This is a genomic window from Mycobacterium sp. E735 (assembly GCF_001666955.1).
In the GTDB taxonomy this organism is placed as follows: Bacteria; Actinomycetota; Actinomycetes; order Mycobacteriales; family Mycobacteriaceae; genus Mycobacterium.
Genome location: NZ_LZIX01000217.1, coordinates 14,099 through 38,679, shown reverse-complemented (window position 1 = coordinate 38,679; position 24,581 = coordinate 14,099). Strand labels below are relative to the sequence as shown.

Here is a 24,581-nt window from a genome sequence, read left to right as displayed (position 1 = left end):
CAACCGGCCCTGGCTCATCGAGGGCCAGCGCGCCACGTTCGCCGCCAGCTGCGCGTCCACGGCCGCCAACACGTCAGCGTCGGTGAGCAGATCGGTGCGATACACCAGCGTCCGGAAGATTCCGAAGTCGATATCGCCGGCCGTGAAAACCTCACCCACCTTCGGCAGCCGCTCGCGCAGCGCCCGGGCATACCGCACCCGGCTGGCCGCCAACCCCTGACTGATCCGCAACTCCGCGGCCACCTCCGCGGCCACCGCCGCCTCGGTATCCACCGCCCACTCCTCACATTCGGCGCACCGGGAGAGCCGGTAGGCGAACAACTCCCCGATCGCCGCCAACTGCGCCGCCGCCGCCCGATTCTCCGCCCGCGACCAGCCCGAAACCTGCTCCAGCAACGCCGACGACTCCGGCGTCACCGACGGATAGCGCCGCTCGAAGTGCTCATCCATCGCCGCGATCGACTCCGCCGACGGCACCCTCGAATCGAACATACATTCGATTATGCCACCCGGCTACGACAGGTCCAGCCCAACTTTCTCGGGCTGTGGATAACTCGCCGCGGCCCGGCGCGCCACGCCAAATCCGCGACCCGCTAGTCCCCCTGCCGGACCCAGGCGAAGATGTACAGGCTCATCGCCGTCACGAGCGCGATCAACACCCACTGCACGATGGCTTGGTCGATCCACGAGCCGGGCGGCGGCGCGCCGGGAAGGATGTTGCGCAGCGGCACGATGGCGAACAGATTCGCGGCGTACCAGGTTGCGAATGGCGGCAGGAACTTCCTTCTGCCCAGCGCCATCGGAATGGCGACCAGCAGCGCCAGGGTGGGCAGGCTGATCAGGACCAGACAGATGCCCAAGTCGAAGATCAGCGGGCCCTTCGCCCGCTTCAAGGTGATGACCACGTTCCCGTTGTCGGTGCCGCGCTGCGTCGGGAGCGCGCCGGGATCGTGGACGCGGTTGACGCTGATGTCCCAGCCGTCCAACTCCCCGGTCACCTCGACCCGCGCGGGCACCTTCTTCAGGTTGTCGCCCGACCCGACGAACGCGTCCGCCGAGATCGGCTCGGTCCGATAGGAGTCGAACGGCCAGTTGCCCGGATCGCCGTGCGCCACGACGGTGGTGTTGAGTTGCGCTGGCGCCTTGCCCTTGGGGTAATGCAGGTCGCCGAGGTCGCTCGTCGGATAAAGCCGCACGGCGACGTCGGTCCCCAGCACGTCGAAGCGGTTGTCGTATGCCGAAATGCCCGGGTAGACAAGCACATTCACCCCGAGGCGTTTGGCGACCGGTTTCAGCTCCTCCACCTGCAGCTGCACGATGGTCGCATCGCCGCCGCCCTGGCTCAGGTCAAGCGGAGGGAGTGGCCCCTCCGACCGTTCGAGCCAGTGCACCCCGAACAGGGACAACATGTAGGCGGTGACGACAACGGCCAGGATGGCCACGCCGATGACGATGCGGGGGCGTTTCGCCATGTGTTTGCCACTGGGCGGCGAGGACGGCGTCGGTGCGTCCGACGGGGGCGGCGGGGCCGGTGCCGCGGGGGCCTCGGCGGTCACGGGCAACCCACCGGTGTTCCGGGGCGCGTCGAGGGCCACACGTGGTCAGATGCTAGCGAACTCGTGCAGACCGTGCGCGCCTACGAACGCCCCGTCACTCGCCGTCCATGCGGCGGTAACCCGCTCGTCGCCTCAGTGTCGGGGGGCGTCTCCGCCAGCGGGGTCCGTTTGCTGCGCGACGCAGCGGAACCCGATGTGGGTTGTCGCGGTGTCCTGTGACTGTGGCGATCGGGCGGCCGGACGGTACCGGTGGCAGTACTCCGGCGCGCACAGGTGCGAACCACCCTTCAGCGTCTGGCTGACGGTCGGATCCGCGGGTCCCGTCGGGGCGCAACAGGCCTTGGGCGGCCCGCCGATCCGGTGGTGCGCGGAGAACTCCGTGGCGGTCCATTCCCAGACGTTGCCGATCATGTCGAGCAGGCCGAATCCGTTGGGTGGAAACGTTCCCACGGGCGACGTGCCCACCCAGCCGAGTGCGCCGTCGTTGCGGTAGGGGAACCGGCCCTGCCAGGTGTTGGCCATCAGTCGGCCGGCTGGTGTGGGCTCCTCCCCCCACGCGTACGTGCCGGCGCACCCGCCGCGGGCGGCGTACTCCCACTCGGCCTCGGTCGGCAGCCGCCGGCCGGCCCAGCGCGCGTATGCGGCGGCGTCGGGGTAGGCCACTTGCACCACCGGGTGATCGGGCCGGTCGGTGATGTCGCTGTCCGGGCCGAACGGATGCCGCCAACTGGCACCCGGCACCCATTCCCACCATTGCCGCCAGTCCCGCAGGTCGACGGGGCCGGAGGTGGGCCGGAAAACCATGGCGCCGGGACACAGGTCCGCCGGGTTGGCGCCCGGATACAGCGCCGGGTCGATCGGTTGCTCGGCCACGGTCACATACCCTGTGGCCGAGACGAATTCGGCGAACTGCGCGTTGGTCACCGGGTGCCGTTCCACCGCGAAGGCGGCAACGGTCACCGTGTGGATCGGGGCCTCTTCGGGGTAGAAGCTGGTCGAGCCCATGCGGAACGATCCGCCGGGTAGGTCGACCAACTCGCTGAGCACCCGTTCAGGGTACGAGCACCTCAGTCGGACTGGCGGTACCACGTGAGCATGTACAGGCCCATCGCACCGACCAGCGCGAGCAGCACCCAGATCACTAGCGCCTGGTCGATCCACGCACCGGGCGGCGGCGAACCGGGAAGGAAGTTGCGGATCGGTATGACGGCGAACAGCATCGCGGCGAACCATGTCACGAACGGCGGCACGAATTTGCGCTTGCCCAAGGCGATCTGGATGGCAACCGCGAACGCCAGGGCCGGCAGGGCGAAGAGGACCAGGCAGATGCCGAGGTCGAAGATCAGCGGACCCTTGGCCCGGTGCAGCGTGATGACCACGTTGTCCGGCCGGTCCGATTCCTGGCTGGCTTCGCCGACGCGCTGGACGCTCACGTCCCAGCCGTCCAACGCGCCCGCGACCTCGACCCGGGCGGGGATGTATTGGCGGGCGTCGCCCTGGCCGACGAGGACGTCGGCCGAGAGGGTGTCGGTCCGATAGGAGTCGAAGGGCCAGTTGTTGGGGTCGCCGTGCGCCTCGATCGTGGTGGCGACCTGCGCCGGCGACTTCCCCGCCGGGTATTGCAGATCACCGAGGTCGTTGGGGGGGTCCATGCGGACCGCGGTGTCGGTCTTCAACACGTCAAGGCGTTTGTCGAACATCGAGTCTTCGGGAATCACAAGCACTTTCACCGTCAGGCGATTGGCGACGGTGTCCAGCTTCTCGAGCCGGACCAGCACGATGGTGTCGCTCGTCGCGTTCAAATCCGGCGGCTTGAGCGGCTCCCCCGACCTGGCCAGCAGGTGGAAGCCGAACAGCGTCAGCGAATAGACCACGACGAAGCCGAGCAGGGTGACGAGACCGACGATCAGGCGCCGCCTGGGCTTGCGCGGCGGCTCGGGCGGCGCCGACGCCGTGGCGGCGGGCGGCGGCGTTGCTGGAGTTGCGGGCTGCTGCTGCGGGGGAGACGCGTGACTGGCCATCATTCTCCTTGGTAGAGATTGATCGATGCGCCACCCTGAGGCGACACCAGAGAGATCGTAGCGAACTTCGATCTCCCCGGCGGTGAATCGCATTCATATCCCGAGTCAGGCTTTTTAGCCGTTCCGGCGGCCGCGGATCGCCTCGGCAGCGAATCGTCGACGGCGCAGCTCGGCTCCGCCGGCAGCCGCAGCGGGCATTCATCGGAGCAGGTAGCCCGTTCACCTGATGTTTGTTTGCTTGGCGGGCGCGATGGCGGTAAGTCTCGACGTGTGTCGAATCGGGGCAGGTCGCCCCAGTGCTCGCCGCAGCCGCCGGGCGTCAGACGCATCGTCGCCCGCTCGGGCCGAGACCGCAGCCACCAGGAGCCAACCACCGTGAAGCGCAACCCACCGGCGACCGCCATCAGCCTGCTCGCCGCGGCGGCAGTGGCGGTGTCAGCTTGCAGCACCGACCCCCACCCGACGCTGGCCTACGCCGCCGGCGCCAAGGTGGACTGCGGCGGCAAGCAGACCCTGACGGCCAGCGGTTCGACCGCGCAGGCCAACGCGATGACGAAGTTCGTCGCGGCCTACGGCAAGGTGTGCGCCGGGCAGACCCTCAACTACACGGCCAACGGGTCCGGCGCGGGAATCAGCGACTTCCTGGCCGGCAAAACGGATTTCGGTGGATCGGACACGCCACTGGCCGGAAACCAGTACGCCGCAGCCAAACAGCGCTGCGGTGGCGCCGACGCCTGGAACCTGCCCGTCGTGTTCGGCCCGCTGGCGATCACCTACAACCTGGGCTCGGTTGACTCGTTGGTGCTCGACGCGTCGACGATCGCCAAGATCTTCGACGGCACCATCACACGCTGGGATGACCCGGCCCTCACCGCATTGAACGCGTCCATGCCGGCCGAAGACATCCGCGTCATCTATCGCAGCGACGCGTCCGGAACCACCGATAACTTCCAGTCCTATTTGCAGGCGGCGGCCGGCGGGGCCTGGAACAAGGGCACAGGCAAGGCATTCAACGGGGGCGTCGGCACCGGCGCGCAGGGCAACAACGGCACCGCGGCGCTGGTGAAGTCCACCGAGGGCGCGATCAGTTACAACGAGCTGTCTTTCGCGCTGCAGCAAGGGCTTTACGCCGCCGAGATCAAGACCCCGGCGAGCCGCAGGTCCTTGCGGCCGGTGCGCATCGGCACCGACACCGTCGGCAAGACCATCACCGGCGCCAAGATCATCGGCAGCGGCAACGACCTGGTGCTCGACATCTCGTCGTTCTACAACCCGGCCCAGCCCGACGTCTACCCGATCGTGCTGGCCACCTACGAGATCGTCTGCTCCAAATATGCGGACCCCGAAACGGCCAAGGCGGTCAAGGCCTTCCTGCAGGCCGCGATTGGTCCCGGCCAGGTCGACCTCGCCCGCAACGGGTACATCCCGCTCTCGCCGGACTTCCAGTCGCGGGTCTCGAGCGCCGTCGACTCGATCAGCGCTGCGGGAGTGACGAATTCGGAGTAGCGGCTAAGCCTTGTGCCCGCGCCTGCGGTCGCGTTGCCGCCACCAGCCGAACAGGAAGAGCGCCATCGCGGTGACCAGACCGATCAGGACCCAGAGCACGACGGCCTGGTCGATCCACGACCCGTACGGTGGGCTCCCCGGCAAGATGTTGCGCAGCGGAACAATGGCGAACAGCATCGCGCCGTACCACGTCGTCATCGGCGGCAGGAACGACGTCCTGCCCAGCGCCACCGGGATGGCCACCCACAACGCCAGCACGGGCAAAGCGATGAGCACCAGACAGATGCCCAGGTCGAAGATCAGCGGGCCCTTGGCCCTGTGCAACGTGATGATCACATTGTCCTGGACGTCCGGGTTGGCGTCCTCGGGATCATGCACTCGGGTCACCGTGGCGTCCCAGCCGTCCAGCTTCCCGGTGACTTCCACACGGGCGGCCGCCTTTTCGCGGTTCTGGCCGGTGCCGGTGAACACGTCGGCCGCGATGACTTCGGTCTTGTACGAGTCGAACGGCCAGTTACCGGGATCGCCGTGGGCCACCAGCGCGGTGCTGACCTGCGCGGGCGCCTTACCTACCGGATACTGCAAATCGCCCAGATCGTTCTCCGGATAGAGCCGCACCGCGGCGTCGGTGGTCAGCACGCCGAAGTTCTTGTCGTAGAGCGAATCCTTCGGGTAGACAAGCACGTTCACCGTCAGCCGGTTCGCGACGGTATCCAGCTTCTCGATATGGACCTGCACGACGCTGTCCTCGGCCTCGAGCTTGCTGAAATCGACCGGGGGCAGAGGGGGCGCCGATTTGGCCAGCAGGTGCACGGCGATCAGGGAAAGGACGTAGATGACGATGACGGCGACGACGATCCCGAAGGCGATCGCGATTTGCCGGCCGCGGGAACCGGTCGGCGCTGGCGGTACGGGCGGCGCCGGAGTCCCGGCGGTCATTGAGGCATCACGGGCCAGATGCTAGCAAGGGAAACGACAAGTTTCAGGGGATAATGACCGCGAATTGCTGCATCAGCGTGGATTTGGCCGCTTCGAACCCCTGGGCTTTGCCGGGGCCCTCGAGATGGACGACGACCAGATATTTCTGGGTGTTCGTCCAGACGTGGGTGACGCGGTCGGCGAAGTCGTTTGCGGCCGTGCCGCCGGTGCCGCTCAGTAGCTGGCTGCTGTAACCGCAGAACTGGGCGGCGGTGACGGTGACTTTGACTCCCGGATTCGCCGTTCGCAGATCGGTGGCGTAGCGCAGGAACGCCCCGCCCGGTTCGAGATCGGTCCGGGTGATGCTGACCCGCACCGCCATGCCGTCGGGGCCCGTCGCCGTCAGCGCGACGTCGCCGGTACCCGGGGTCGACGGCCAGCCGTCCGGCAGCGGCACCGTGAGCACCGGCGCCGCCGGGTCCGCGACCGAGGCCTTGGTCATGGATCCGCTCGCCGGCGGCGGCGGGAAGCACACCAGCGCATTGGGTGGAATGTGGTCGGGCAGCGTGGTTTCGACGCCGGGCACCGGCTCGGCCGGGTCGGGCACTCGTGTCGTCGAGGTCGCCGAGGTCGTCGACGACGCCGGCCCGCTGGTCGCCGTGCCGGCGGTGGTCTTCTCGCAACCGACAGCGGCGACGGCCAGCAGGCACAGCGCCGCGGCTTCAGTCGCGCGAAAAGGCAAGCGCAACTTCGGCTTCCACGTCAACGTAGGGCCGACCGGACAGGTCGACGGTGACCTGCGCGATGGTGCCCCCCGTAAAGGAGAACGGGGCCTTGTAGCGGCTGCAAACCCCCGAGCCGCCGTTGCGCCCGACGGTGATCCCGGCGCCCGCAAGCCCGAACGTGCCGGGATGGGTTTGCACGTCCGCGAGCGTTCCGACCACTTCGTCGTCGATGAACAACGTGACATCGCCGAGTGGCGTGTGGCTGTTGGCCACGGTGCCGGTCCGCGAATAGCTCGCCCCCAGCAGGTGTTTGCCCAGCGGCACCGCGCCCGATGAGGAGACCACCTGCTGGCGCTCGCCCAGGAAGTTGTAGACGTAATGCAGCCGCCCGTCCTGGATGAACAGCACGTGCCCGCCGTGCGCGCCACCCTGCTTGAACAGCACCCCTTCCGCGCCGGTGGTATCTATGGTCACCTCGGCCAGCAGCGAGAACGACCTGCCCTGGATTTCGGCGGCGGCGCCGATGCTGACGTCCGCGCAGTCGGGATAGTAGACGTAGCTGGTCCGATTACCGCCGAGGTATGGGCGGGGCCGCGTCATCGTCTCGATGATGTTCAGGTCCGAGAGCGGCAGCCCGTTGTACTTGGCGGCCTCGGAGAACCACAGCGCCTTGAGTTCTTCCAGTTTGTCCGGGTGCTCGGCAGCCAGGTCGTGGCACTGGCTGCGGTCGGCCTCGATGTGGAACAGCTCCCAGCGGTCGGTGTCGAAATGCGACCAGCCGGCCGGGGTCGCCGCGTGGATGGTGTTGGCGAACCAGCCCTGATGCCAGATGCCGCGGGTGCCCAGCATGGAGTAGAACTGGGTCCGCTTCCCGGTGTCGGCGGCCGGATCGGTAAGGGCCGCTTTGAAACTCACTCCGTCCAGAGGCTTCTGAGCAATGCCCCTGACGGTCTCGGGCGGTGTCATGCCGAGCAGGTCGTAGACGGTGGGCGTGACGTCGCAGACGTTGACGTAGTTGTCGCGGATCTCTCCGTGTGCGGCAACGCCATTGGGCCAGGAGATGATGGCCGTGTCGGCAATGCCGCCTTCGTGCGAGGCGTACCGCTTGTACAGCTTGTACGGGGTGTTGAACGCCATCGCCCAGCCGATTGGGTAATGGTTGTAGGTCTCCGGGCCGCCTAGGTGGTCGAACAGCTTCATGCTCTCTTCGACCGTGTCGATGTAGCCGTTGAAGAACTTGCCCTCGTTCACCGATCCGTTGGGGCCGCCCTCCCCGCTGGCGCCGTTGTCGGAGATCACCACGATGATGGTGTTGTCCAGCTGCCCGGATTCCTCCAGATAGTCCAGGATCCGGCCGATCTGGGCGTCGGTGTAGCTGAGGAAGCCTGCGAACACCTCGGCCATGCGGGCGAAGAGCCTCTGCTCGTCGGGGTTCAGCGAGTCCCACGGTCGCACCGTGTCCTGCAGCGGCCAGGGCTCGCCCTTCGGCCCCGTAACGTCCGCGTACGGGTTGACCGGCGAGAGCTCGGTGTCGGGCGGCACGATCCCCAACGACTTCTGGTTCTCCAGCACGATCTCGCGGTACCGCTCGTAGCCCATGTCGAACCGGCCGGCGTAGCGGTCCGCCCACTCGGAGAACACGTGGTGCGGCGCATGCCCGGCGCCCGGGCACACGTAGCTGAACCACGGCTTGTCCGGCGCGATCACCTTGGCATCGCGGATGAACTCGATGGTCTTGTCGGCGAGGTCCTTCGAGAGGTGGTAACCGTCCTCCGGTGTACCCGGCGGGTTGACCGGATGGTTGTCGTACACCAGGTCGGGATACCACTGGTCGGTCTCGCCGCCCAGGAAACCGTAGAACCGCTCGAAGCCGCGCGAGGTCGGCCAATGTCGTTTCGTCGACGCCAGATTGGACTCCTCGAGCGGCGTCAGGTGCCACTTGCCGACGCAGTACGTGTTGTAGCCGCGCTCGGCGAGCACCTCGGAGAGCAGCGCGGTGTCGAACGGGATGCGGCCGTTGGCGTTGGGGAACGCGTCGGTGAACTCCTCGATGGTGGCCATGCCGACCGTGGTGGCGTTGCGGCCGGTGAGCAGCGACGCGCGGGTCGGCGAGCACAGCGCGGTGGTGTGGAACTGCGACAGCCGGACACCCCGCTCGGCGATGCGGGTCATCGCCGGCATCTCGACCAGGCCGCCGAAGCAGTCCCACGTCGCTATCCCGGTGTCGTCCCACACCAGATAGAGGATGTTGGGCGAGTTCTCGGGGGCGGTCGGCGCGGCGTACGGGCCCCAGTCCGGTTCGGAGTCCCGGATGTCCAGCTCGATCTTGCCCTCGAAGGCGCGGGAGTCAGGCGACATGCGCCGAGAGTAACGCGGCCGCGAAAATTCCGATCGCTTTTCGCGGACCGTCAACCCTGCCAAAGCAAAACGCCCGGGACCATCGGGACCCGGGCGTTTCGATGTCGCTTCGGAGCTACTTGGCCTTCTCCAGGATTTCGACGAGCCGCCACCGTTTGGTGGCCGACGTCGGGCGCGTCTCCATCAGCGAGACGCGGTCGCCGATGCCCGCGGTGCTGTTCTCGTCGTGCGCCTTCACCTTCTTGGTGGTACGGATGATCTTGCCGTACAGCGGGTGACGGACGCGGTCTTCGAGCTCGACGACGATGGTCTTCTGCATCTTGTCACTCACCACGTAACCGATGCGCACCTTGCGCCGGCCACGCACCTTGGGGTTGGCCGGAGTGTGCTTGGGGCCCTTCTCTTTCGACCCGGTGTCCTTCGCGGCCGCCTTTGCCGGCGCCTTCTTCGCTTCTGCCATCACGATTCCTTACCATCGGGCCCGGAAGCCAGGCCCAGTTCTCGTTCGCGCAGCACCGTGTAGACGCGCGCGATCTCCTGACGCACCGTGCGCAGCCGGCGGTTGTTCGACAGCTGCCCGGTCGCCATCTGGAAGCGGAGGTTGAACAGCTCCTCCTTGGATTCGCGCAGACGCTCGGTCAGCTCCTCGTCGGTGAGCTCACGCAGTTCACCAGGCGAAATTCCCACTGCCATCAGAACTGATCCTCTCGAGTCACGATGCGTGCCTTGATCGGCAACTTGTGGATTGCACGGGTGAGTGCCGCCCGGGCCACCTGCTCGTTGGGGTAGCTCAGCTCGAACAGCACGCGGCCCGGCTTGACGTTGACCACCCACCATTCGGGGGAGCCCTTACCCGAACCCATCCGGGTCTCGGCGGGCTTCTTGGTCAGCGGGCGGTCCGGGAAGACGTTGATCCACACCTTGCCCCCACGCTTGATGTGGCGGTTGATCGCGATACGGGCGGACTCGATCTGCCGGTTGGTCACGTAGGCGTGCTCGAGCGCCTGAATGCCGTAGTCGCCGAAGTTCACCGCGGTGCCACCGCTGGCGATGCCGCGCTGGCGGGGGTGGTGTTGCTTACGGTGTTTAACCCTGCGGGGAATCAACATGGTTCAGCTCTCCGTGCTCTGCGGTTCTGGAGCGGGCGGGGCCTCGGCCGCGGCGGCCTGCTCCTCGGCGCCCGCGGCGGCGCGGCCGGCCTCGGTGCTGGTCGCCGTGGTGCCCGACGCACCGCTGCGGCGGGGGCGGGTGCCCGACGGACGCTCGCGGCGCGGACGGTCGGCGCCCGCCGGCGCGGCCGCGGCCAATTCGCGCTTGCCACCGACGATGTCGCCCTTGTAGATCCACACCTTCACACCGATCCGGCCGAAGGTGGTCTTGGCCTCATACAGGCCGTAGTCGATGTCGGCGCGCAGCGTGTGCAGCGGCACCCGGCCCTCGCGGTAGAACTCCGAACGGCTCATCTCCGCACCGCCGAGACGACCCGAGCATTGCACCCGGATGCCCTTGACGTTGGGCTGGCGCATCGCCGACTGGATGGCCTTACGCATGGCGCGGCGGAACGCCACCCGGTTGCTCAGCTGCTCGGCGACGCCCTGCGCCACCAGCTGGGCCTGCGACTCGGGGTTTCTGACCTCGAGGATGTTGAGCTGAACCTGCTTGCCGGTCAGCTTCTCCAGGTCCGCGCGGATGCGGTCGGCCTCGGTGCCGCGACGCCCGATCACGATGCCGGGGCGTGCGGTGTGGATGTCGACGCGCACCCGGTCACGGGTGCGCTCGATCTCCACGTCGGCGATGCCGGCGCGCTCCAGACCGGTGGACAGCAGCCGCCGGATCGCGACGTCTTCCTTGACGTAGTCCGCGTACTGCTTGTCGGCGTACCAGCGCGACTTCCAGTCCGTGGTGATGCCCAGCCGGAAGCCGTGCGGATTGATCTTCTGGCCCACTAGTCTGAGCCTCCCTTCGCCTCAGAAGTCTCAGACGTTTTGGCAGGTGCCTTCTTGGCCGGCGCCTTCTTGGCGGCCGCTTTCTTGGCCGGGGCCTTGGTGGCCGCCTTCTTCGCGGGCGCCTTCGCGGCCGCCTTGCTGGCCTCGGCCCGGCGGGCCCTCGTCGACTTCGCCGAACGCTGGTCCTTGGCCGGCCGGCTCTCCACCACGACCGTGATGTGGCTGGTGCGCTTGCGGATCCGGAACGCGCGCCCCTGGGCGCGCGGGCGGATGCGCTTGGCGGTCGGGCCCTCGTCGGCATAGACCGTGGCGACCACCAGGGTGGCCGGGTCCAGCCCGTTGTTGTTCTGCGCGTTCGCCGCGGCGCTGGCGATCACCTTGGCCACCGGCTCACTGGCCGCCTGCGGCGCCCAGCGCAGGATGTCGAGCGCGTCGTTCACCGACTTGCCGCGCACCAGGTCGATCACCCGGCGTGCCTTGGTCGGCGACACCCGCACGAACCGCGCCTTGGCGACCGCGGACGGGAATTCGGTTGTGGTCATCGCCGTTTGGCCTTCCGGTCGTCCTTGATGTGTCCCTTGAAGGTGCGCGTCGGCGCGAATTCACCAAGCTTGTGGCCGACCATCGCCTCGGTGACGAACACCGGGACGTGCTTGCGCCCGTCGTGGACGGCGAAGGTGTGGCCGATGAAGTCCGGGATGATCGTCGAACGCCGCGACCAGGTCTTGATGACCTGCTTGGTGTTCTTCTCGTTCTGCGCGTCCACCTTCTTCAGCAGGTGGTCGTCGACGAACGGGCCCTTCTTCAGGCTGCGTGGCATGTGTTACTCCTCGACTTCCTAGCGACCGTGCTTCTTGCCGGTGCGCCGGCGCCGGACGATGAGTTTGTTGCTGGCCTTATTCGGGTGGCGGGTGCGGCCCTCCGGCTTGCCCCACGGGCTCACCGGGTGCCGGCCACCGGAGGTCTTACCCTCACCACCACCGTGCGGGTGGTCCACCGGGTTCATGACCACACCGCGGACCGAGGGGCGCTTGCCCTTCCACCGCATGCGGCCGGCCTTGCCCCAGTTGATGTTCGCCTGCTCGGCGTTGCCCACCTCGCCGACCGTGGCGCGGCAGCGCACGTCGACGCGGCGGATCTCACCGCTGGGCATCCGCAGCGACGCGTAGGTGCCCTCCTTGCCGAGCAACTGGATGCTCGAGCCGGCGGACCGCGCCAGCTTGGCGCCACCGCCCGGCCGCAGCTCAACGGCGTGGATCACGGTACCGGCCGGGATGTTACGCAGCGGCAAGTTGTTGCCCGGCTTGATGTCGGCGTTGGCGCCCGACTCCACCACGTCGCCCTGCGAAAGGCCCTGCGGCGCGATGATGTAACGCTTCTCGCCGTCCAGGTAGTGCAGCAGCGCGATGTTGGCGGTGCGGTTGGGGTCGTACTCGATGTGCGCCACCTTGGCGTTGACCCCGTCCTTGTCGTTGCGACGGAAGTCGATCACCCGGTAGGCGCGCTTGTGGCCACCGCCCTTGTGGCGGGTGGTGATGCGGCCGTGCGCGTTACGGCCACCGTGGCCGTGCAGCGGACGCACCAACGACTTCTCCGGCTCCGCCCGGGTGACCTCGGCGAAGTCGGACACGCTGGAGCCGCGGCGGCCCGGGCTCGTCGGCTTGTACTTACGAATTGCCATGTCTCATCAGGTCTTTCTCTCGCGCGCGGCTAGGCCGGGGCCCCGAACAGGTCGATCGGCTTGCTACCTGGCGCCAGCGTGACGATGGCCCGCTTGGTGCCCTTGCGCTTGCCGTACCCGGTCCTGGTGCGCTTGCGCTTGCCCTGCCGGTTCGCGGTGTTCACCGACGCGACCTTGACGGAGAAGATCTTCTCGATGGCGATCTTGATCTGCGTCTTGTTCGAATCGGGGTGCACCACAAAGGTGTACACGTTCTCATCCAGCAGCCCATAGGACTTCTCCGAGATGACCGGGGCCAGGATGATGTCGCGGGGGTCGGTGATGGTCGCCATCTACGCCGAAACCTCCTCGGTGCTAGCCGTGTTGCCACCGATGTAGGCGTTGAGGGCCTCGACGCTGAAAACCACGTCGTCGGAGCGCAGCACGTCATAGGTGTTGAGCTGATCGGGCGTCAGGATGTGAACGCCGGGCAGGTTGCGCACGCTCTTGGCGCCGGCCTCGTCGCTGCGGCCGATCACGATCAGCACCTTCTTGCGATCGGTCAGCGTGCCCAGGAACGCCTTGGCGTTCTTGGTCGACGGCGTCTGACCCGACACCAGCTCGGTGACCGCGTGGATGCGGCCGTTGCGGGCCCGGTCGGACAACGCGCCGCGCAACGCCGCGACGATCATCTTCTTCGGGGTGCGCTGGGAGTAGTCGCGCGGCTTGGGACCGTGCACCACGCCACCGCCGGTGAACTGCGGGGCCCGCGTCGAACCCTGACGGGCGCGGCCGGTTCCCTTCTGCCGGTACGGCTTCCGCCCACCGCCGCTGACCTCACCGCGGGTCTTCGTCGAGTGCGTGCCCTGACGCGCCGCCGCCCGCTGCGCGGTGACCACCTGGTGCATCAGCGCGATATTGGCCGGGGCGTCGAACAATTCGGCCGGCAACTCGACAGAGCCCTCGACCTTGCCGTCGGGCGTCTTGACGTCGATCTTGAGTGCTGCCATTACTTCTCACCTCGTTTGATCGCGCTGCGGACCACCACGAGCCCACCGGTGCGGCCGGGGACCGCGCCCTTGATCAACAGCACGCCGTTCTCGGCATCGACCTTGTGCACCACCAGGTTCTGCACCGTGACCCGGTCGTTGCCCATCCGGCCCGCCATCCGGGTGCCCTTGAACACCCGGGCGGGGGTGGCACAACCACCGATGGAACCCGGCCGGCGGTGGACCGCCTGCGCACCGTGGCTGGCGCCCTGGCCGCGGAAACCGTGGCGCTTCATGGTGCCGGCGAAGCCCTTCCCCTTGGAGGTTCCGGTCACGTCGACGTAGCTGCCGTCGGCGAAGATCTCCGCGGTCAGCTCCTGGCCGACCTCGTATTCGCTGGCCGCGGCCTCGTCATCGAGCCGCAACTCGGCGAGGTGCCTGCGCGGGTTGACACCCGCGGCGCTGTACTGCCCGGTCACCGGCTTGTTCACCTTGCGGGGGCTGATCTCGCCGTACGCCAGCTGAACGGCGCTGTAACCGTCGCGCTCGGGTGTGCGGATCCGGGTGACCACATTGGGCCCTGCTTTGACCACCGTCACCGGGACGACCCGGTTGTTCTCGTCGAACACCTGCGTCATGCCCAGCTTGGTACCCAGAATGCCTTTTCTTGCCATGAGCTCTGGATCTCCTACTGGATGTTGACGTCGACACTGGCCGGAAGGTCGATGCGCATCAGCGCGTCGACGGTCTTCGGCGTCGGGTCGAGGATGTCGATCAGCCGCTTGTGAGTACGCATCTCGAAGTGCTCCCGCGAGTCCTTGTACTTATGCGGAGAGCGGATGACGCAATACACGTTCTTCTCGGTCGGCAGCGGCACCGGACCTACGACACTGGCACCCGTGCGGACGACGGTCTCGACGATTTTGCGCGCCGATGCGTCGATGGCCTCATGGTCGTAGGCCTTGAGCCTGATGCGGATCTTTTGTCCCGCCACGCTTCTCCTACCCTCACTCCACTTACAAAAATCCGTGTCCGGACCTGGTGCTCCCAGCGCGCTGATCGGCCTGGCCGATCGAGCGTCGCGCCGGATACTGCGCCGCTGTTTACCTGTCGTGGTCCACCGGCCCCCGCGGTCGGGTGTGTCACCCTCACGCAGCCTGGACCGCGGCGAAATTGTCGCGCTCCAAGGATGGGACCGGACGCGCCCGTTTGGGCGCTGGTCGTATGCCCGACCAGGCGCGAACCTGGCCCAAGGCAACCTGAACAGTATGCCCTAGATCATGGGTTTGGCCAAATCCCGGGCGAAGGCCGCCGACCTGCCCTTTTGGCCCTCAGGCGCCCGCCGGTTCGACGCTCGCGGCGCCCGCCCGGTTGTGTGCGCGCTGAACATAGAGGAAACCGTCGACCGCGGCGAGCGCGCACTCGCGGTAATCGAAGTCGGGAAGCGTGGACAGGCGGCCCAGCACGAGGGGCCCGATGAGCAGCGCGATGGCCCGCGACCGGTCCACCTCGCCCAGCTCGGCGGCCTCGGGGCTGTCGAAGATGGCGTCGAACGGCGCGGCGTACTGCTGGGCGATGCGCTCACGCAGCGTGGTGATCGCCGTGCTGTTCACGGCGCAGTCGCGGGGTTCCGGCAGCTCGTCCAGGTCCCGCCCCATGGACAACCACGACATGGCCGTCATCAGCGCCGGCGCCTGCGCCACCGACTCCGCCTGGGCCAGCACCACCGCCACCAGGCGATCACGCAGCGATCCCTCGGCTGGCGGCGTCGGAGACGGCGGGATGAGGCTGTTGAAAGCCGCTGCCAGCAGGTCGTTTCCGCTCGGGAAGTGGCGATACAGCGTGGCCCTGGCCACGTTGGCGGTACGGGTGACCGCGTCGACGGTCACCGCGCTGGGCCCCCCTGACCGCAGCAACGTGGCCGCGGCCTCGAGCAAACGGGCCCGCGAACGCGCTGGACGGGGATCGGTGGTACCGCCGGTAATTGTGACCCACCTCCGAGTTTGAGAACGAGACTATCGGTCTACCTACAAGACCATTGGTCTCGAAACTCCCAACGCCACCGTGAGGAGGCGCAGCATGGTCGAAACCCTGGCCCGGCCCGACCAGCGTACTGACGCAGTCGGCATCGGCGGTAGCCCCCGAGCGCGAAACTGGACGCTGGCCGTCGCCTGCATGGGCGTCGCGCTGGTCGTCGCGTCGATGACGGCGCTGAACACCGCGCTGGGGGACCTGGCGGTGGCCACCTCGGCCACGCAGTCCCAGCTCAACTGGGTCGTCGACGGCTACACCGTGGCGCTCGCGTGCCTGCTGTTGCCGGCGGGCGCGATCGGCGACCGCTACGGCAGGCGCGGCGCCCTGTTGATCGGGCTGATCGTCTTCTCGGTCGGCTCGATGGCGCCGGCGATGCTGCACAGCCCGGCGCAGCTCATCGCCGGGCGGGCGGTGGCCGGCATCGGCGCCGCCTTCGTGATGCCGGCGACCCTGTCGCTGCTGACCGTGGCCTATCCGAAAGACGACCGCACCAAGGCGGTCGGCATCTGGGCCGGAACGGCCGGGTCCGGCGGCGTGCTGGGCATGCTCGGTTCGGGCCTGCTGCTGCGGTTCTGGGACTGGCACGCGATCTTCTGGTCCCTGGGCGCCGCCGGGCTGGTCATCTTCGCGCTGGCGTGCACCGTCGCCTCGTCGCGGGACAGCGGCGCGCCGCGGATCGATTCGCTGGGCGCCGTTCTGATCGGCGCCGCGGTGGCCATCGCCGTGGCCGCGATCCTGGAGGCGCCGACCCGAGGGTGGAGCGATTCGCTGGTCTGGGGCGGCCTGGCCGCGGGTGCGGTGCTCGCCGCGGCCTTCGCTGCCGTGCAGTTGCGGCTCGCCGGGCGCGGCCGCCAACCGCTGCTGGACGTCCGGCTGTTCGCCGACCCGAATTTCGCCACCGGCGTCGCAGCGATCGTCATCCTGTTCGGCGCGACGTTCGGGTTCTTCTACATCGGGATGCAGTACGTGCAGCAGATCATGGGCTATTCGCCCCTAGCGACGGCCATCTCCTTCGGGCCGTTCATGGTGCCGCTCGCCATCTTCTCGGCGCTGTCCTTCTGGTACGTGCCCAAACTCGGTCTGCGCCTTGTGCTGTTCGTCGGGACGTTGCTGATGGCGGTCGGCTTCGCCTGCATGTACCGGCTGAACCTGCACTCCTCTTATCTGGAATTCGCTTGGCCGACATTGATATTGGCCACCGGCATCGGAATCTGCACGGCGCCGACGACGTCGGCGATCATGGGGGCGGTGCCCGACGAGAAGCAGGGCGTCGCCTCCGCGGTGAACGACACCTCCCGGGAGATGGGCGGCGCGCTGGGCATCGCGGTGGCCGGTTCCATTCTGGCCGGCCGGTATTCGCACGAGCTCGCGCCGAAGTTGGCGGGCTTCCCCGAGCCGGTCCGCGGCCCGGCCACCGATTCGCTGGCCAAGGCCGTCGAGGTCGCCGGCCGGCTGGGGCCCCAGGGCCACCAGCTCGCCGAGGCCAGCAAGACCGCGTTCCTGGCGGCCTTACACGCGTCGACCATCACGATGGCCGTGATCGTCGCCGTCGCCGCGATGCTGGTCGGCGTTTGGGCCCCCGGCCGCGACGGCCGACAGCTGCGACCGGTTCGGGGCCTGCTCTCCCGGCGCCGCTAACCCACCACGCCGTTCCAATACCGTTGTCCGACATCGGGTTCAACCGACTTGACCCCGCCGGGAGTGCTTGAAAACGTCCGCCGGTTCTGGTATCACCGGATGTACATCGACAGATACAGGTCATCTCTGAAGTAAGCGCGAGGTGGATGTGGTGTTGATAAGTGATACGAGCGTGGTCGAGCCGGGATGCCCGGCGCTGTGCGAGGCGGCGGCGATCGTGGAGGCCGAATGGATACGCCTGCGGCGACCGAGCGGCCCGGCTCGACACCCCACCTGCGAATTGCCCTCGGTGCGGCGGCGCCGCCGCCGCACGGGCACCATCGTGTCCACCGAACCGACTGACACCGCGTGCTCGACGCACGCCCGCGGACGCCGAACCGACTGGCCGGTCTCCCTGGTCTGGGCGCGGGAGCGTTCACCTCCGCGGCAAGCGTGACACCAAGCCGCTAAGCCCTTTTCAGACGATCGAAGGGAGGTCGAACGAGCGAGACAGCGGTCGTGCCGTCCACGAATATTGCGACGCATCGTTCGCGCGACGCACTCTTGCGCGCGCACCGCCACTTGTCGTGGCCATCTACGTGGACCGCATGAACATCAACCGCTCGCGGGCGGGCCCCATGCCTCACCGTGGGGCCCGCCCCCATACCCGGGCGCCTCAATCAACGAATTCCGCGGCCCGGTGCCCGAGCATCACGATGGTGGCGTGCGGCCCGCGGCTGGTGATGGCCGGCAGGATCGAGCCGTCGATCACCCACAGGTTGTCGACGCCGTGCACCCGGCAGCGCGGGTCGACGACGGCCCGCGGGTCGGTATCGGGACCCATCGGCGCCGTGCCGCACAGATGTTGCGATGTCGACCACACCGGGGCGCCGACATCCGTTGCCGCACCGGCCAATTCACGAGCCATTTCGGCCCCGCGCCGCAGCGCCGCGACGTCGTCCGGCTCGCTGTCGTAACGATGCTCGATGCGGGGAGCCACGTCGGGGTCCGCCGACACCAGCGTGATGCGCCCGCGCGCCCGCGGCTGCATCAGCGCCACGCCGATGTGCGGCCAGTCGGCGTGCCCGGCGGTGCCGTCACCGGTCATCGCGACGAATCCGCCCGTGTAGGGCCTGATCTCGAGGTCATCGGCGGTGCTGAGGACGGCCTCGAGAACCGGCCGGCCGGGCGCCACCGTCCAGTCGGTGGACAGCACCCACTCGGGGTGATCGCTGAACGACTCCCCCACCGGCAGCGGGGCCAGCACGGGCACGCCAACGGCCCGCAAACCCTCCTCCGTCCCGACGCCGGAAAGCATGAGCAGCTGCGCCGTTTGAATGGCGCCGGTGCACAACACGATCCGGTCGGCGGTGACGGTCACGCCGCCGTGCGGGCCGATGGCGTCGACACCGACCGCCGCGGTCCCGGCAAATCGCAAACGCAGTGCGCGTGTCCGCGCGTGCAACGTCAGGTTCGGCCGGCCAAGAGCCGGGAGCAGAAAGCCGGCTCCGGATCCGGTGCGCACGCCGTCGACGATGTTGAGCGGAACGGCGCCCACCCCCGAAACCGGTTCGGGCCCGACGTCGTTGAGATCATCGATCCAGTCGAACCCGGCGCCGCGCACGGCGGTGATGAAACGCTCGGTGGTTCCGGTCATTTCGTGGGTGCGCCGCACCCGGATGGGGCCGCTGTCGCCGTGGGCGGGGCCGGCGAAATCCAGGTCGGTCTCGATGGCCCGGAAGCTGCCCAGGACATCGGACCAGGCCCACCCGGGCAGCGCCAGGCTATCGAAGTCGCGGGGCAGCCCGCGGCAGAAGTAGCCGCCGTTCACCGCGCCCGAGCCGCCGACCGTGGCCCCGCGCACGATCGGATGCCGGCGCATGGGCCGATCGGTGAGGCTGGTCTGGTACCGCCGCACCAGTGGACTGCCGGCCCCGATCGGCAGCTGCAGACCGTTGGCGGTCTGAGCGAGCAATCCGGGGTCATCGAGGGCCGGCCCCGCCTCCAGCACGGTCACGGTGCGGCGGGGATCGATGGAAAGACGTTCGGCAACAACCGATCCAGCGCTGCCGGCACCGACGATCAGCACGTCGCTGTGCGGGGCGGCCTTACTCAAGGGGGGTCAAGGTGGCGGCTAGCTCCGAATCTGCGGTTTCAGCGCGCGCAGGTTGCGCTCCCGCAGCACACCCCACCACAATCCGAGCCCGTACGCCAGGTCGTCGACACGTTTGAGCACCAGGTAGGTGAGCAGGCCGATCGGTTCGGCGTCGTCGCCGACGGCGTCCCTGCGGCGCAGCCAGTCCACCACGCCGTCCATGATCGCCGCGACCAGCACGACGTGTCGGAAATGCCGCGACAGCGTGGCGGCCAGCAACGCCAGCGGCCAGTAGTGCCTGCACAGGGCCGACGCCAGCTGCAGCGCTGCCGACCACAGGCCGCGGCCGGCGATCAGCACCACGTCGGTGATCGACGTCTCGGCGCCCCGCATGGCCCTGGCGATCCGGCGACCGGTGATCACGGCGACGAGGACAGACGCCAGCTGGGTCAGGCTGGTCCCGAACGCCACCAGGATCCAGGTCATCAACGCCCAGCCGGAGATCACCACCGGCGCCGTCTTGTCCGGGTGGCGGACGGACAGCGGCGCGGCCGAACCCCCATAGAATGCCTTGCGCGCGATCCAATCCCGCAGCTCGGTGCGATGGTCGTGGGCGACCAGCGCGATGGGCTCGTAGCGCAGCCGCGCGCCCGCTTCGATGAGCCGCCAGCACAGGTCGACGTCCTCGCCCGATTGCAGGGTCTCGTCGAACCCGCCGACCCCGCGCAGGGCGGCGCAGCGACAGATGATCGCCGCGCTGGGCACGTAGGACACCGTGCTGTGGGGCAGCACCGGCGCTTCGCGCTCGCCGAGGTCGAGCGACGAGTGCACCGCCTCGTACCGCGCCACCACGTTCTCGCTGTGCGACAAACCGACGATGCGCGGGGCGACCAGGGCGACGGTGGGGTCGCAGAAATGCCCGAGCAGCGCCTCCAGCCATCCGCGCCGGGGCGCGACGTCGGAGTCCAGGAAGGCGACGAAGTCGGTGGTGCAGGCCGCCAGCCCGGTGTTGCGCGCGGCCGCCGGGCCCTTGCTGCGCGAGTGGCGCAACACCTCGACGTCGCAGTGCGCGCCGACGAAGTCGGCCGGCTCGATCGGCGGCGAGGAACCGTCGTCCACCACGATGACGCGCAGGCCGCGCAGCGAGCTGACCAGGCGGCGCACGCCGGAAAGATTGTCCCGCACCGGGATTACCACGGTCACGTCGTGGTGCGACGGTCCGCCCGCGGGCCGCGGATGCGCCACCGTGGCGTCCAGCAGCGTGCGGGCCAGCTGCGCGCTCACGTCGTCGCGCACCTTCAGCCGGCCGTCGCAGAGCAAGTCCTGGGCGGCCGGCGCCAGCTTCAGCAGCCGCGTCGGCGAACCACCGAGCAGCGCCGAGCCGTCGCCCAGCACCCGGACGCGGCGATCGACCTGGACGGCGAAGCCGTCGGGCAGCCGGGGCTGGCTCATGTCAGCATTCCGTCGCGCCCGGGCGACCAGCGGACCACTCGACGGACACAGGTGTCCACCATCTCGGCGAGGATGCGCTCGCCGTCGGCGGCGGTCGCGGTGGTCGGGTCCCCCAGCACGCCGACGGGGCTGACGGCGGCGACTCCCCCGCGGCGCATCGACGGCAGCAATTCCGGCAGCGGCGCCCTGTTGCCCGCGAGCCACCGGTCGGTCAGCACGTCGGCTGGCGAGATGTGCAGCACCAGCGAGGTTTCGGTGTGCCCGGCGTGGGCATCGCCGCCGCCGGCCAGGCATGGGCACCAGCCGGCGTCGCGGCCCTCGGCCCGCAGCCGGGTCACGGCGGCGGTCAGGGCGGCGATGTTCCCGCCGTGGCCGTTGACGAAGACCAGGCGCCGGGCCCAGTCGGCGGCCGACCGGCCGTACTCGACCAGCAACGCGGTCAGGGCTTCGGTACCGATGGAGATCGTTCCGGCGAAGCTCTGGTGCTCGCCGCTGGCGCCGTAGGCGACGGCCGGCGCCACCCACCAGTCGCCGTCCAGACCGGCCCGGGCGCCGCGCGCGACCGCGGTGGCGATGCGGGTGTCGGTGTCCAACGGCAGGTGCGGACCGTGCTGTTCGGTGGACCCGAGCGGGATCAATATCGACGGCGAGGTGCCCGATAGCCGGCCTGATGTGGCCATCGCCAATTCGCCGAGTACGGGCACTCGGTGATGGTAGGACGAATTCACCTGGCGTGCACCAATTGTTGTCTGGTGAAAACTATTTTTTTCTGGCTGGTTCATCGGGCGTTCGAATTTTGTGCTCGTTCGTCACGGGCACCACGCTTGTACCACCGTTTGCGGGGGCGTCAATCATCCGGGTAGGCCTGCCCCGGATATCGGTAATTGGCTGCTCAGGTATTCCCGGTGGGTGGCACGCCGAGCGCCCGGGTGAAGCCGGGCGGCACCAGGATGTCGTCCGCGCCGAGGTCTGCCACACTCGCGTGGCCCAGCCCCATGAGCGCCGAGTCGATGCCGCCGCGCAGGATGTCGAGGACGTTCTCCACGCCGGCCTGGCCGGCGGCCGCCAGGCCCCACAGGTAGGCGCGGCCGATCATCACCGCGCGGGCGCCCAGCGCCACGGCCTTGACGACGTCGCTCCCGCGGCGGATGCCGCCGTCGAGCAGCAGCTCCACCTGATCGCCGACCGCGGCGGCCACCGCGGGCAGGGCCCGGATCGACGCCGGCGTGCCGTCCAGGTTGTTGCCGCCGTGGTTCGACACCGAGATCGCCGAAACTCCGGCATCCACAGCCCTTTTCGCGTCGTCGACGCGCATCACACCCTTGAGCATGAAGGGCCCGCCCCACAACTCCCGCAGCCAGGCGATGTCCTCCCACGTCGGGGGCGGCGTGCCCATCCACTCCCCGTAGGCCGCGAAGAACGGCGGGCCGGGCTCGCCGCGGCGCCCCTGGTTGGGCACCCGCAGCTCGGGCGGGTGCAGGGTCTTGCCGAACTTCCACAGCCACCGCGGACGCGTGATCGCCTCCGGCGACAGCCGCAGGATGGTCCGCAGGTTCATCTGCTCGGGGATCTGCGGGCTGCCCCAGTCGCGGCCGTGGGAGAAGGTCCAGTCGGTGGTGACGATCAGGCCGACCGCGCCGGCCTGACGGGCCCGTTCCACCCGCTCGGCGATCGCGTCCCGCCCGCCCAGCCAGTACACCTGGAAGAAGACCTTGGGGTTGGCGGCGATGACCTCCTCGATCGGTTTGCTCGCGAACGAGGACAGGCCCATCGCAGTTCCGCGCGCCGCGGCGGCCCGCGCGACGGCCACTTCCCCGTCGGGGTCGACCGCCTGGACACCGGTGGGCGAAATGATCACCGGCAGTGAAATATCTTGGCCCATAACGGTGGTCGCCAGGTCGCGCTTTTCCTGTGCGCCGACGACGTGGGGCGCGAAACCGAGTTCGCTGAACGCCGCGACATTGTCGCCGACCGTGACCCCTTTTTCGCTCGCGGAAATCAGGGACGAATAGACGGATTTGGGCAGCCGCCGTTTCGCGCGTTCCTGCGCGATGGCGACCGTTTCGAACCATTGGCCGGCCATGGTCTAGACGGGGCTTTCGTTGCACAGGCGGGCGGGCGGCCGAGACAGTGTCAGGGGTACCGGGCCGCCGGACTTCCGGGAGTGGTCGGCGCGGGGGCGCGGCGTCTCGCGCCGCCGGGCCAGCGCCGCCTCGCTGTGGCCCTGGACGCACTCGGGGTCCGGGCCGTCCATCGGCAGGCCGGTGAAGAACTTGGCCGCCATGCAGCCGCCCCGGCAGGCGTCGTAGTGCCCGCAGCTGCCGCAGGCGCCCGCGGACTGCGGCTTCCGCAGCTCGCGAAACAGCGGGGCGTTCTTCCAGACATTGTCGAACCCGTTGTCGGTCAACACATTTCCGGCCAGGAAGCGGTCGTGGATGGCGAACGGGCAGGCATACACGTCGCCCACCGGGTCGATCAGGCACACCACCCGGCCGGCGCCGCACATGTTCAGGCCGGCCAGCGCCCCGGAGGAGCCCAGTGGCGCCAGGTGGAAGAAGGAGTCGCCGGTGAGCACCCGCTCGCCCTTGGCCACCAGCCACTCGTAGAGCTGAACCTGCTGGGCGGCCGTGGGGTGCAGATCCTCCCAGACGTCCGCGCCGCGGCCCGAGGGCCGCAGCCGGGTGATCCGCAAGGTGGCGCCGTAACGGCTTGCGAGCGCGGCGAATTCGTCAAGCTGGTCGACGTTGTGGCGGGTCACCACGACGGAGATCTTCGCGTCGGCGAAACCGGCGGCGGCCAGGTTCTCCAGCGCGCGCACCGCCATGGCGAAGGACCCCGGACCGCGGACCGCGTCGTTGACCTCCGCGGTGGCGCCGTCGAGCGAGATCTGCACGTCGACGTAGTCGCTGGCAGCCAGCCGGGCGGCGACCTCTTCGGTGATGCGGACCCCGTTGGTGGAGAACTTCACCCCGATGTGGTGCGCGGTCGCGTAGTCGACCAGCTCCCAGAAGTCCGGCCGGACGGTGGGCTCCCCGCCGCCGATGTTGACGTAGAACACCTGCATGCGTTCCAGCTCGTCGATGATGTCCATGCACTGACGGGTGGAGAGCTCTCGCGGATCGCGCTTGCCCGAGGACGAAAGGCAGTGCACGCACGCCAGGTTGCATGCGTACGTGAGCTCCCACGTCAGGCAGATGGGCGCGTCCAGGCCGCTCTCGAACTGCTCGATGAGCCGCGGCACGGTGGCAGTCATGGGGCCTCCTGGGGTACCAACATCTTCGAATCGGCCAACACGCCGAGCGCGTGCAGATAGGGCGCCTCGCCGGCGTCGTCCACCCCCGCCGCGCGGCAGGCGGAATGGACGTCGGCATGGTCGGCCAGCGACCGCACCACGGTGAGGATGGTGCGGTTCTTCAGGAAGGACAGCTTGCGGGTGCCGAAGTGGTAGAGCAGCGCCCCGAAGGGTTCGGGTCGAACCGCCACCTGCGGGTGCAACCGCCAGCCGCGGTCGGGGTCGAACACGGGGTCAGTAGACCCCGCACATGCCGTCGATGGACACCTCTTCGACCAGGGTCTCGGTGACGAGCTGGGTCTCGGTCTCGGTTTCGTGGTCCACGGGTCATTGCCTTTCGTCGGTTCTTGACAACGATGGGGATCGAGTCACAAGCTTCGTCAGAATATGGCATCGAGTGCCGAAATGGAAG

29 protein-coding genes are annotated in these 24,581 nt (G+C 68.5%); 3 read left to right on the top strand and 26 right to left on the bottom strand.

What is annotated here, in order from left to right:
• The 4 genes from A5704_RS17370 to A5704_RS17355 all read right to left on the bottom strand — a co-directional run.
• Positions 1–492, bottom strand: a 492-nt coding sequence (locus A5704_RS17370; protein ID WP_156737695.1) for a DUF222 domain-containing protein, incomplete at its 3' end; no start/stop codon positions are given.
• A 101-nt stretch (positions 493–593) separates the two neighbouring features.
• Positions 594–1,472, bottom strand: coding sequence for a DUF4436 domain-containing protein (locus A5704_RS17365; protein WP_068266636.1), 879 nt, complete (start codon positions 1,470–1,472; stop codon positions 594–596).
• Positions 1,473–1,688: 216 nt separating this feature from the next.
• Positions 1,689–2,603: a formylglycine-generating enzyme family protein gene (locus A5704_RS17360; protein ID WP_067784037.1), complete on the bottom strand. Its 915-nt coding sequence runs from the start codon at positions 2,601–2,603 to the stop codon at positions 1,689–1,691.
• Between the two features lie 20 nt (positions 2,604–2,623).
• Positions 2,624–3,577 carry a DUF4436 domain-containing protein gene (locus A5704_RS17355; protein WP_067784042.1) on the bottom strand — a complete coding sequence of 318 codons (954 nt, stop codon included), beginning with the start codon at positions 3,575–3,577 and terminating at the stop codon, positions 2,624–2,626.
• Between the two features lie 375 nt (positions 3,578–3,952).
• Between A5704_RS17355 and pstS the strand changes: the two genes are divergently transcribed.
• On the top strand, positions 3,953–5,083 hold the full coding sequence (pstS, locus tag A5704_RS17350) for a phosphate ABC transporter substrate-binding protein PstS (protein ID WP_067784043.1): 1,131 nt from the start codon (positions 3,953–3,955) through the stop codon (positions 5,081–5,083).
• Between the two features lie 3 nt (positions 5,084–5,086).
• Here the strand turns inward: pstS and A5704_RS17345 are convergent, their stop codons facing one another.
• The 15 genes from A5704_RS17345 to A5704_RS17275 form a co-directional block, all read right to left on the bottom strand.
• On the bottom strand, positions 5,087–6,022 hold the full coding sequence (locus A5704_RS17345) for a DUF4436 domain-containing protein (RefSeq protein WP_067753520.1): 936 nt from the start codon (positions 6,020–6,022) through the stop codon (positions 5,087–5,089).
• A 43-nt stretch (positions 6,023–6,065) separates the two neighbouring features.
• A complete protein-coding gene (locus A5704_RS29285; RefSeq protein ID WP_231969169.1) occupies positions 6,066–6,743 on the bottom strand; it encodes a hypothetical protein in 678 nt (225 codons plus the stop codon).
• Positions 6,724–9,084, bottom strand: coding sequence for an arylsulfatase (locus tag A5704_RS17335; protein ID WP_067753516.1), 2,361 nt, complete (start codon positions 9,082–9,084; stop codon positions 6,724–6,726). Before A5704_RS17335 ends, A5704_RS29285 begins: the two co-directional genes overlap by 20 nt.
• Positions 9,085–9,199: 115 nt before the next feature.
• Positions 9,200–9,544, bottom strand: coding sequence for a 30S ribosomal protein S17 (rpsQ, locus tag A5704_RS17330; protein ID WP_067753513.1), 345 nt, complete (start codon positions 9,542–9,544; stop codon positions 9,200–9,202).
• On the bottom strand, positions 9,544–9,777 hold the full coding sequence (gene rpmC / locus A5704_RS17325; protein ID WP_067274850.1) for a 50S ribosomal protein L29: 234 nt from the start codon (positions 9,775–9,777) through the stop codon (positions 9,544–9,546). The genes rpsQ and rpmC overlap by 1 nt, the downstream gene beginning before the upstream one ends.
• Positions 9,777–10,193: a 50S ribosomal protein L16 gene (gene rplP / locus A5704_RS17320; RefSeq protein WP_007167840.1), complete on the bottom strand. Its 417-nt coding sequence runs from the start codon at positions 10,191–10,193 to the stop codon at positions 9,777–9,779. Before rplP ends, rpmC begins: the two co-directional genes overlap by 1 nt.
• A gap of 3 nt (positions 10,194–10,196) precedes the next feature.
• The gene (gene rpsC / locus A5704_RS17315) at positions 10,197–11,030 is read right to left on the bottom strand and encodes a 30S ribosomal protein S3 (protein WP_067753510.1); all 834 of its coding nucleotides are present in this window, start codon (positions 11,028–11,030) and stop codon (positions 10,197–10,199) included.
• A complete protein-coding gene (gene rplV, locus A5704_RS17310) occupies positions 11,030–11,572 on the bottom strand; it encodes a 50S ribosomal protein L22 (RefSeq protein ID WP_067753507.1) in 543 nt (180 codons plus the stop codon). Before rplV ends, rpsC begins: the two co-directional genes overlap by 1 nt.
• A complete protein-coding gene (gene rpsS / locus A5704_RS17305; protein WP_007167837.1) occupies positions 11,569–11,850 on the bottom strand; it encodes a 30S ribosomal protein S19 in 282 nt (93 codons plus the stop codon). The genes rplV and rpsS overlap by 4 nt, the downstream gene beginning before the upstream one ends.
• Before the next feature lie 18 nt (positions 11,851–11,868).
• On the bottom strand, positions 11,869–12,711 hold the full coding sequence (rplB, locus tag A5704_RS17300) for a 50S ribosomal protein L2 (protein WP_067274860.1): 843 nt from the start codon (positions 12,709–12,711) through the stop codon (positions 11,869–11,871).
• Positions 12,712–12,740: 29 nt separating this feature from the next.
• Positions 12,741–13,043, bottom strand: coding sequence for a 50S ribosomal protein L23 (gene rplW, locus A5704_RS17295; RefSeq protein ID WP_046183668.1), 303 nt, complete (start codon positions 13,041–13,043; stop codon positions 12,741–12,743).
• Complete coding sequence (gene rplD, locus A5704_RS17290; protein WP_067753504.1) at positions 13,044–13,700, bottom strand: 50S ribosomal protein L4; 657 nt, start codon at positions 13,698–13,700, stop codon at positions 13,044–13,046.
• Positions 13,700–14,353: a 50S ribosomal protein L3 gene (gene rplC / locus A5704_RS17285; protein ID WP_067753501.1), complete on the bottom strand. Its 654-nt coding sequence runs from the start codon at positions 14,351–14,353 to the stop codon at positions 13,700–13,702. The genes rplD and rplC overlap by 1 nt, the downstream gene beginning before the upstream one ends.
• Before the next feature lie 14 nt (positions 14,354–14,367).
• Complete coding sequence (gene rpsJ / locus A5704_RS17280; RefSeq protein WP_003873519.1) at positions 14,368–14,673, bottom strand: 30S ribosomal protein S10; 306 nt, start codon at positions 14,671–14,673, stop codon at positions 14,368–14,370.
• A 337-nt stretch (positions 14,674–15,010) separates the two neighbouring features.
• Positions 15,011–15,616, bottom strand: coding sequence for a TetR/AcrR family transcriptional regulator (locus tag A5704_RS17275; RefSeq protein ID WP_082950301.1), 606 nt, complete (start codon positions 15,614–15,616; stop codon positions 15,011–15,013).
• A 142-nt stretch (positions 15,617–15,758) separates the two neighbouring features.
• Between A5704_RS17275 and A5704_RS17270 the strand changes: the two genes are divergently transcribed.
• Both A5704_RS17270 and A5704_RS17265 read left to right on the top strand, forming a co-directional pair.
• Positions 15,759–17,351: an MFS transporter gene (locus A5704_RS17270; protein ID WP_067753495.1), complete on the top strand. Its 1,593-nt coding sequence runs from the start codon at positions 15,759–15,761 to the stop codon at positions 17,349–17,351.
• A gap of 151 nt (positions 17,352–17,502) precedes the next feature.
• Positions 17,503–17,787 carry a hypothetical protein gene (locus A5704_RS17265; protein ID WP_156670071.1) on the top strand — a complete coding sequence of 95 codons (285 nt, stop codon included), beginning with the start codon at positions 17,503–17,505 and terminating at the stop codon, positions 17,785–17,787.
• A gap of 219 nt (positions 17,788–18,006) precedes the next feature.
• Here A5704_RS17265 and mftG read toward each other — a convergent pair whose 3' ends face one another.
• The 7 genes from mftG to mftA form a co-directional block, all read right to left on the bottom strand.
• Entirely contained in the window at positions 18,007–19,446 is a 1,440-nt protein-coding gene (gene mftG / locus A5704_RS17260; RefSeq protein WP_067783434.1) for a mycofactocin system GMC family oxidoreductase MftG, read from the bottom strand.
• An 18-nt stretch (positions 19,447–19,464) separates the two neighbouring features.
• Positions 19,465–20,877: a mycofactocin biosynthesis glycosyltransferase MftF gene (gene mftF / locus A5704_RS17255; protein ID WP_067753486.1), complete on the bottom strand. Its 1,413-nt coding sequence runs from the start codon at positions 20,875–20,877 to the stop codon at positions 19,465–19,467.
• Positions 20,874–21,605, bottom strand: a complete 732-nt coding sequence (gene mftE, locus A5704_RS17250; protein WP_067753483.1) for a mycofactocin biosynthesis peptidyl-dipeptidase MftE — start codon at positions 21,603–21,605, stop codon at positions 20,874–20,876. The genes mftF and mftE overlap by 4 nt, the downstream gene beginning before the upstream one ends.
• A 164-nt stretch (positions 21,606–21,769) precedes the next feature.
• The gene (mftD, locus tag A5704_RS17245; RefSeq protein ID WP_067753480.1) at positions 21,770–22,960 is read right to left on the bottom strand and encodes a pre-mycofactocin synthase MftD; all 1,191 of its coding nucleotides are present in this window, start codon (positions 22,958–22,960) and stop codon (positions 21,770–21,772) included.
• 3 nt (positions 22,961–22,963) lie between these two features.
• Positions 22,964–24,130: a mycofactocin radical SAM maturase gene (gene mftC, locus A5704_RS17240; RefSeq protein ID WP_067753477.1), complete on the bottom strand. Its 1,167-nt coding sequence runs from the start codon at positions 24,128–24,130 to the stop codon at positions 22,964–22,966.
• Positions 24,127–24,399, bottom strand: a complete 273-nt coding sequence (gene mftB / locus A5704_RS17235) for a mycofactocin biosynthesis chaperone MftB (RefSeq protein WP_067753474.1) — start codon at positions 24,397–24,399, stop codon at positions 24,127–24,129. Before mftB ends, mftC begins: the two co-directional genes overlap by 4 nt.
• Positions 24,400–24,403: 4 nt before the next feature.
• Positions 24,404–24,493 carry a mycofactocin precursor MftA gene (mftA, locus tag A5704_RS17230; RefSeq protein WP_046186817.1) on the bottom strand — a complete coding sequence of 30 codons (90 nt, stop codon included), beginning with the start codon at positions 24,491–24,493 and terminating at the stop codon, positions 24,404–24,406.
• Between the last annotated feature and the right edge of the window lie 88 nt (positions 24,494–24,581).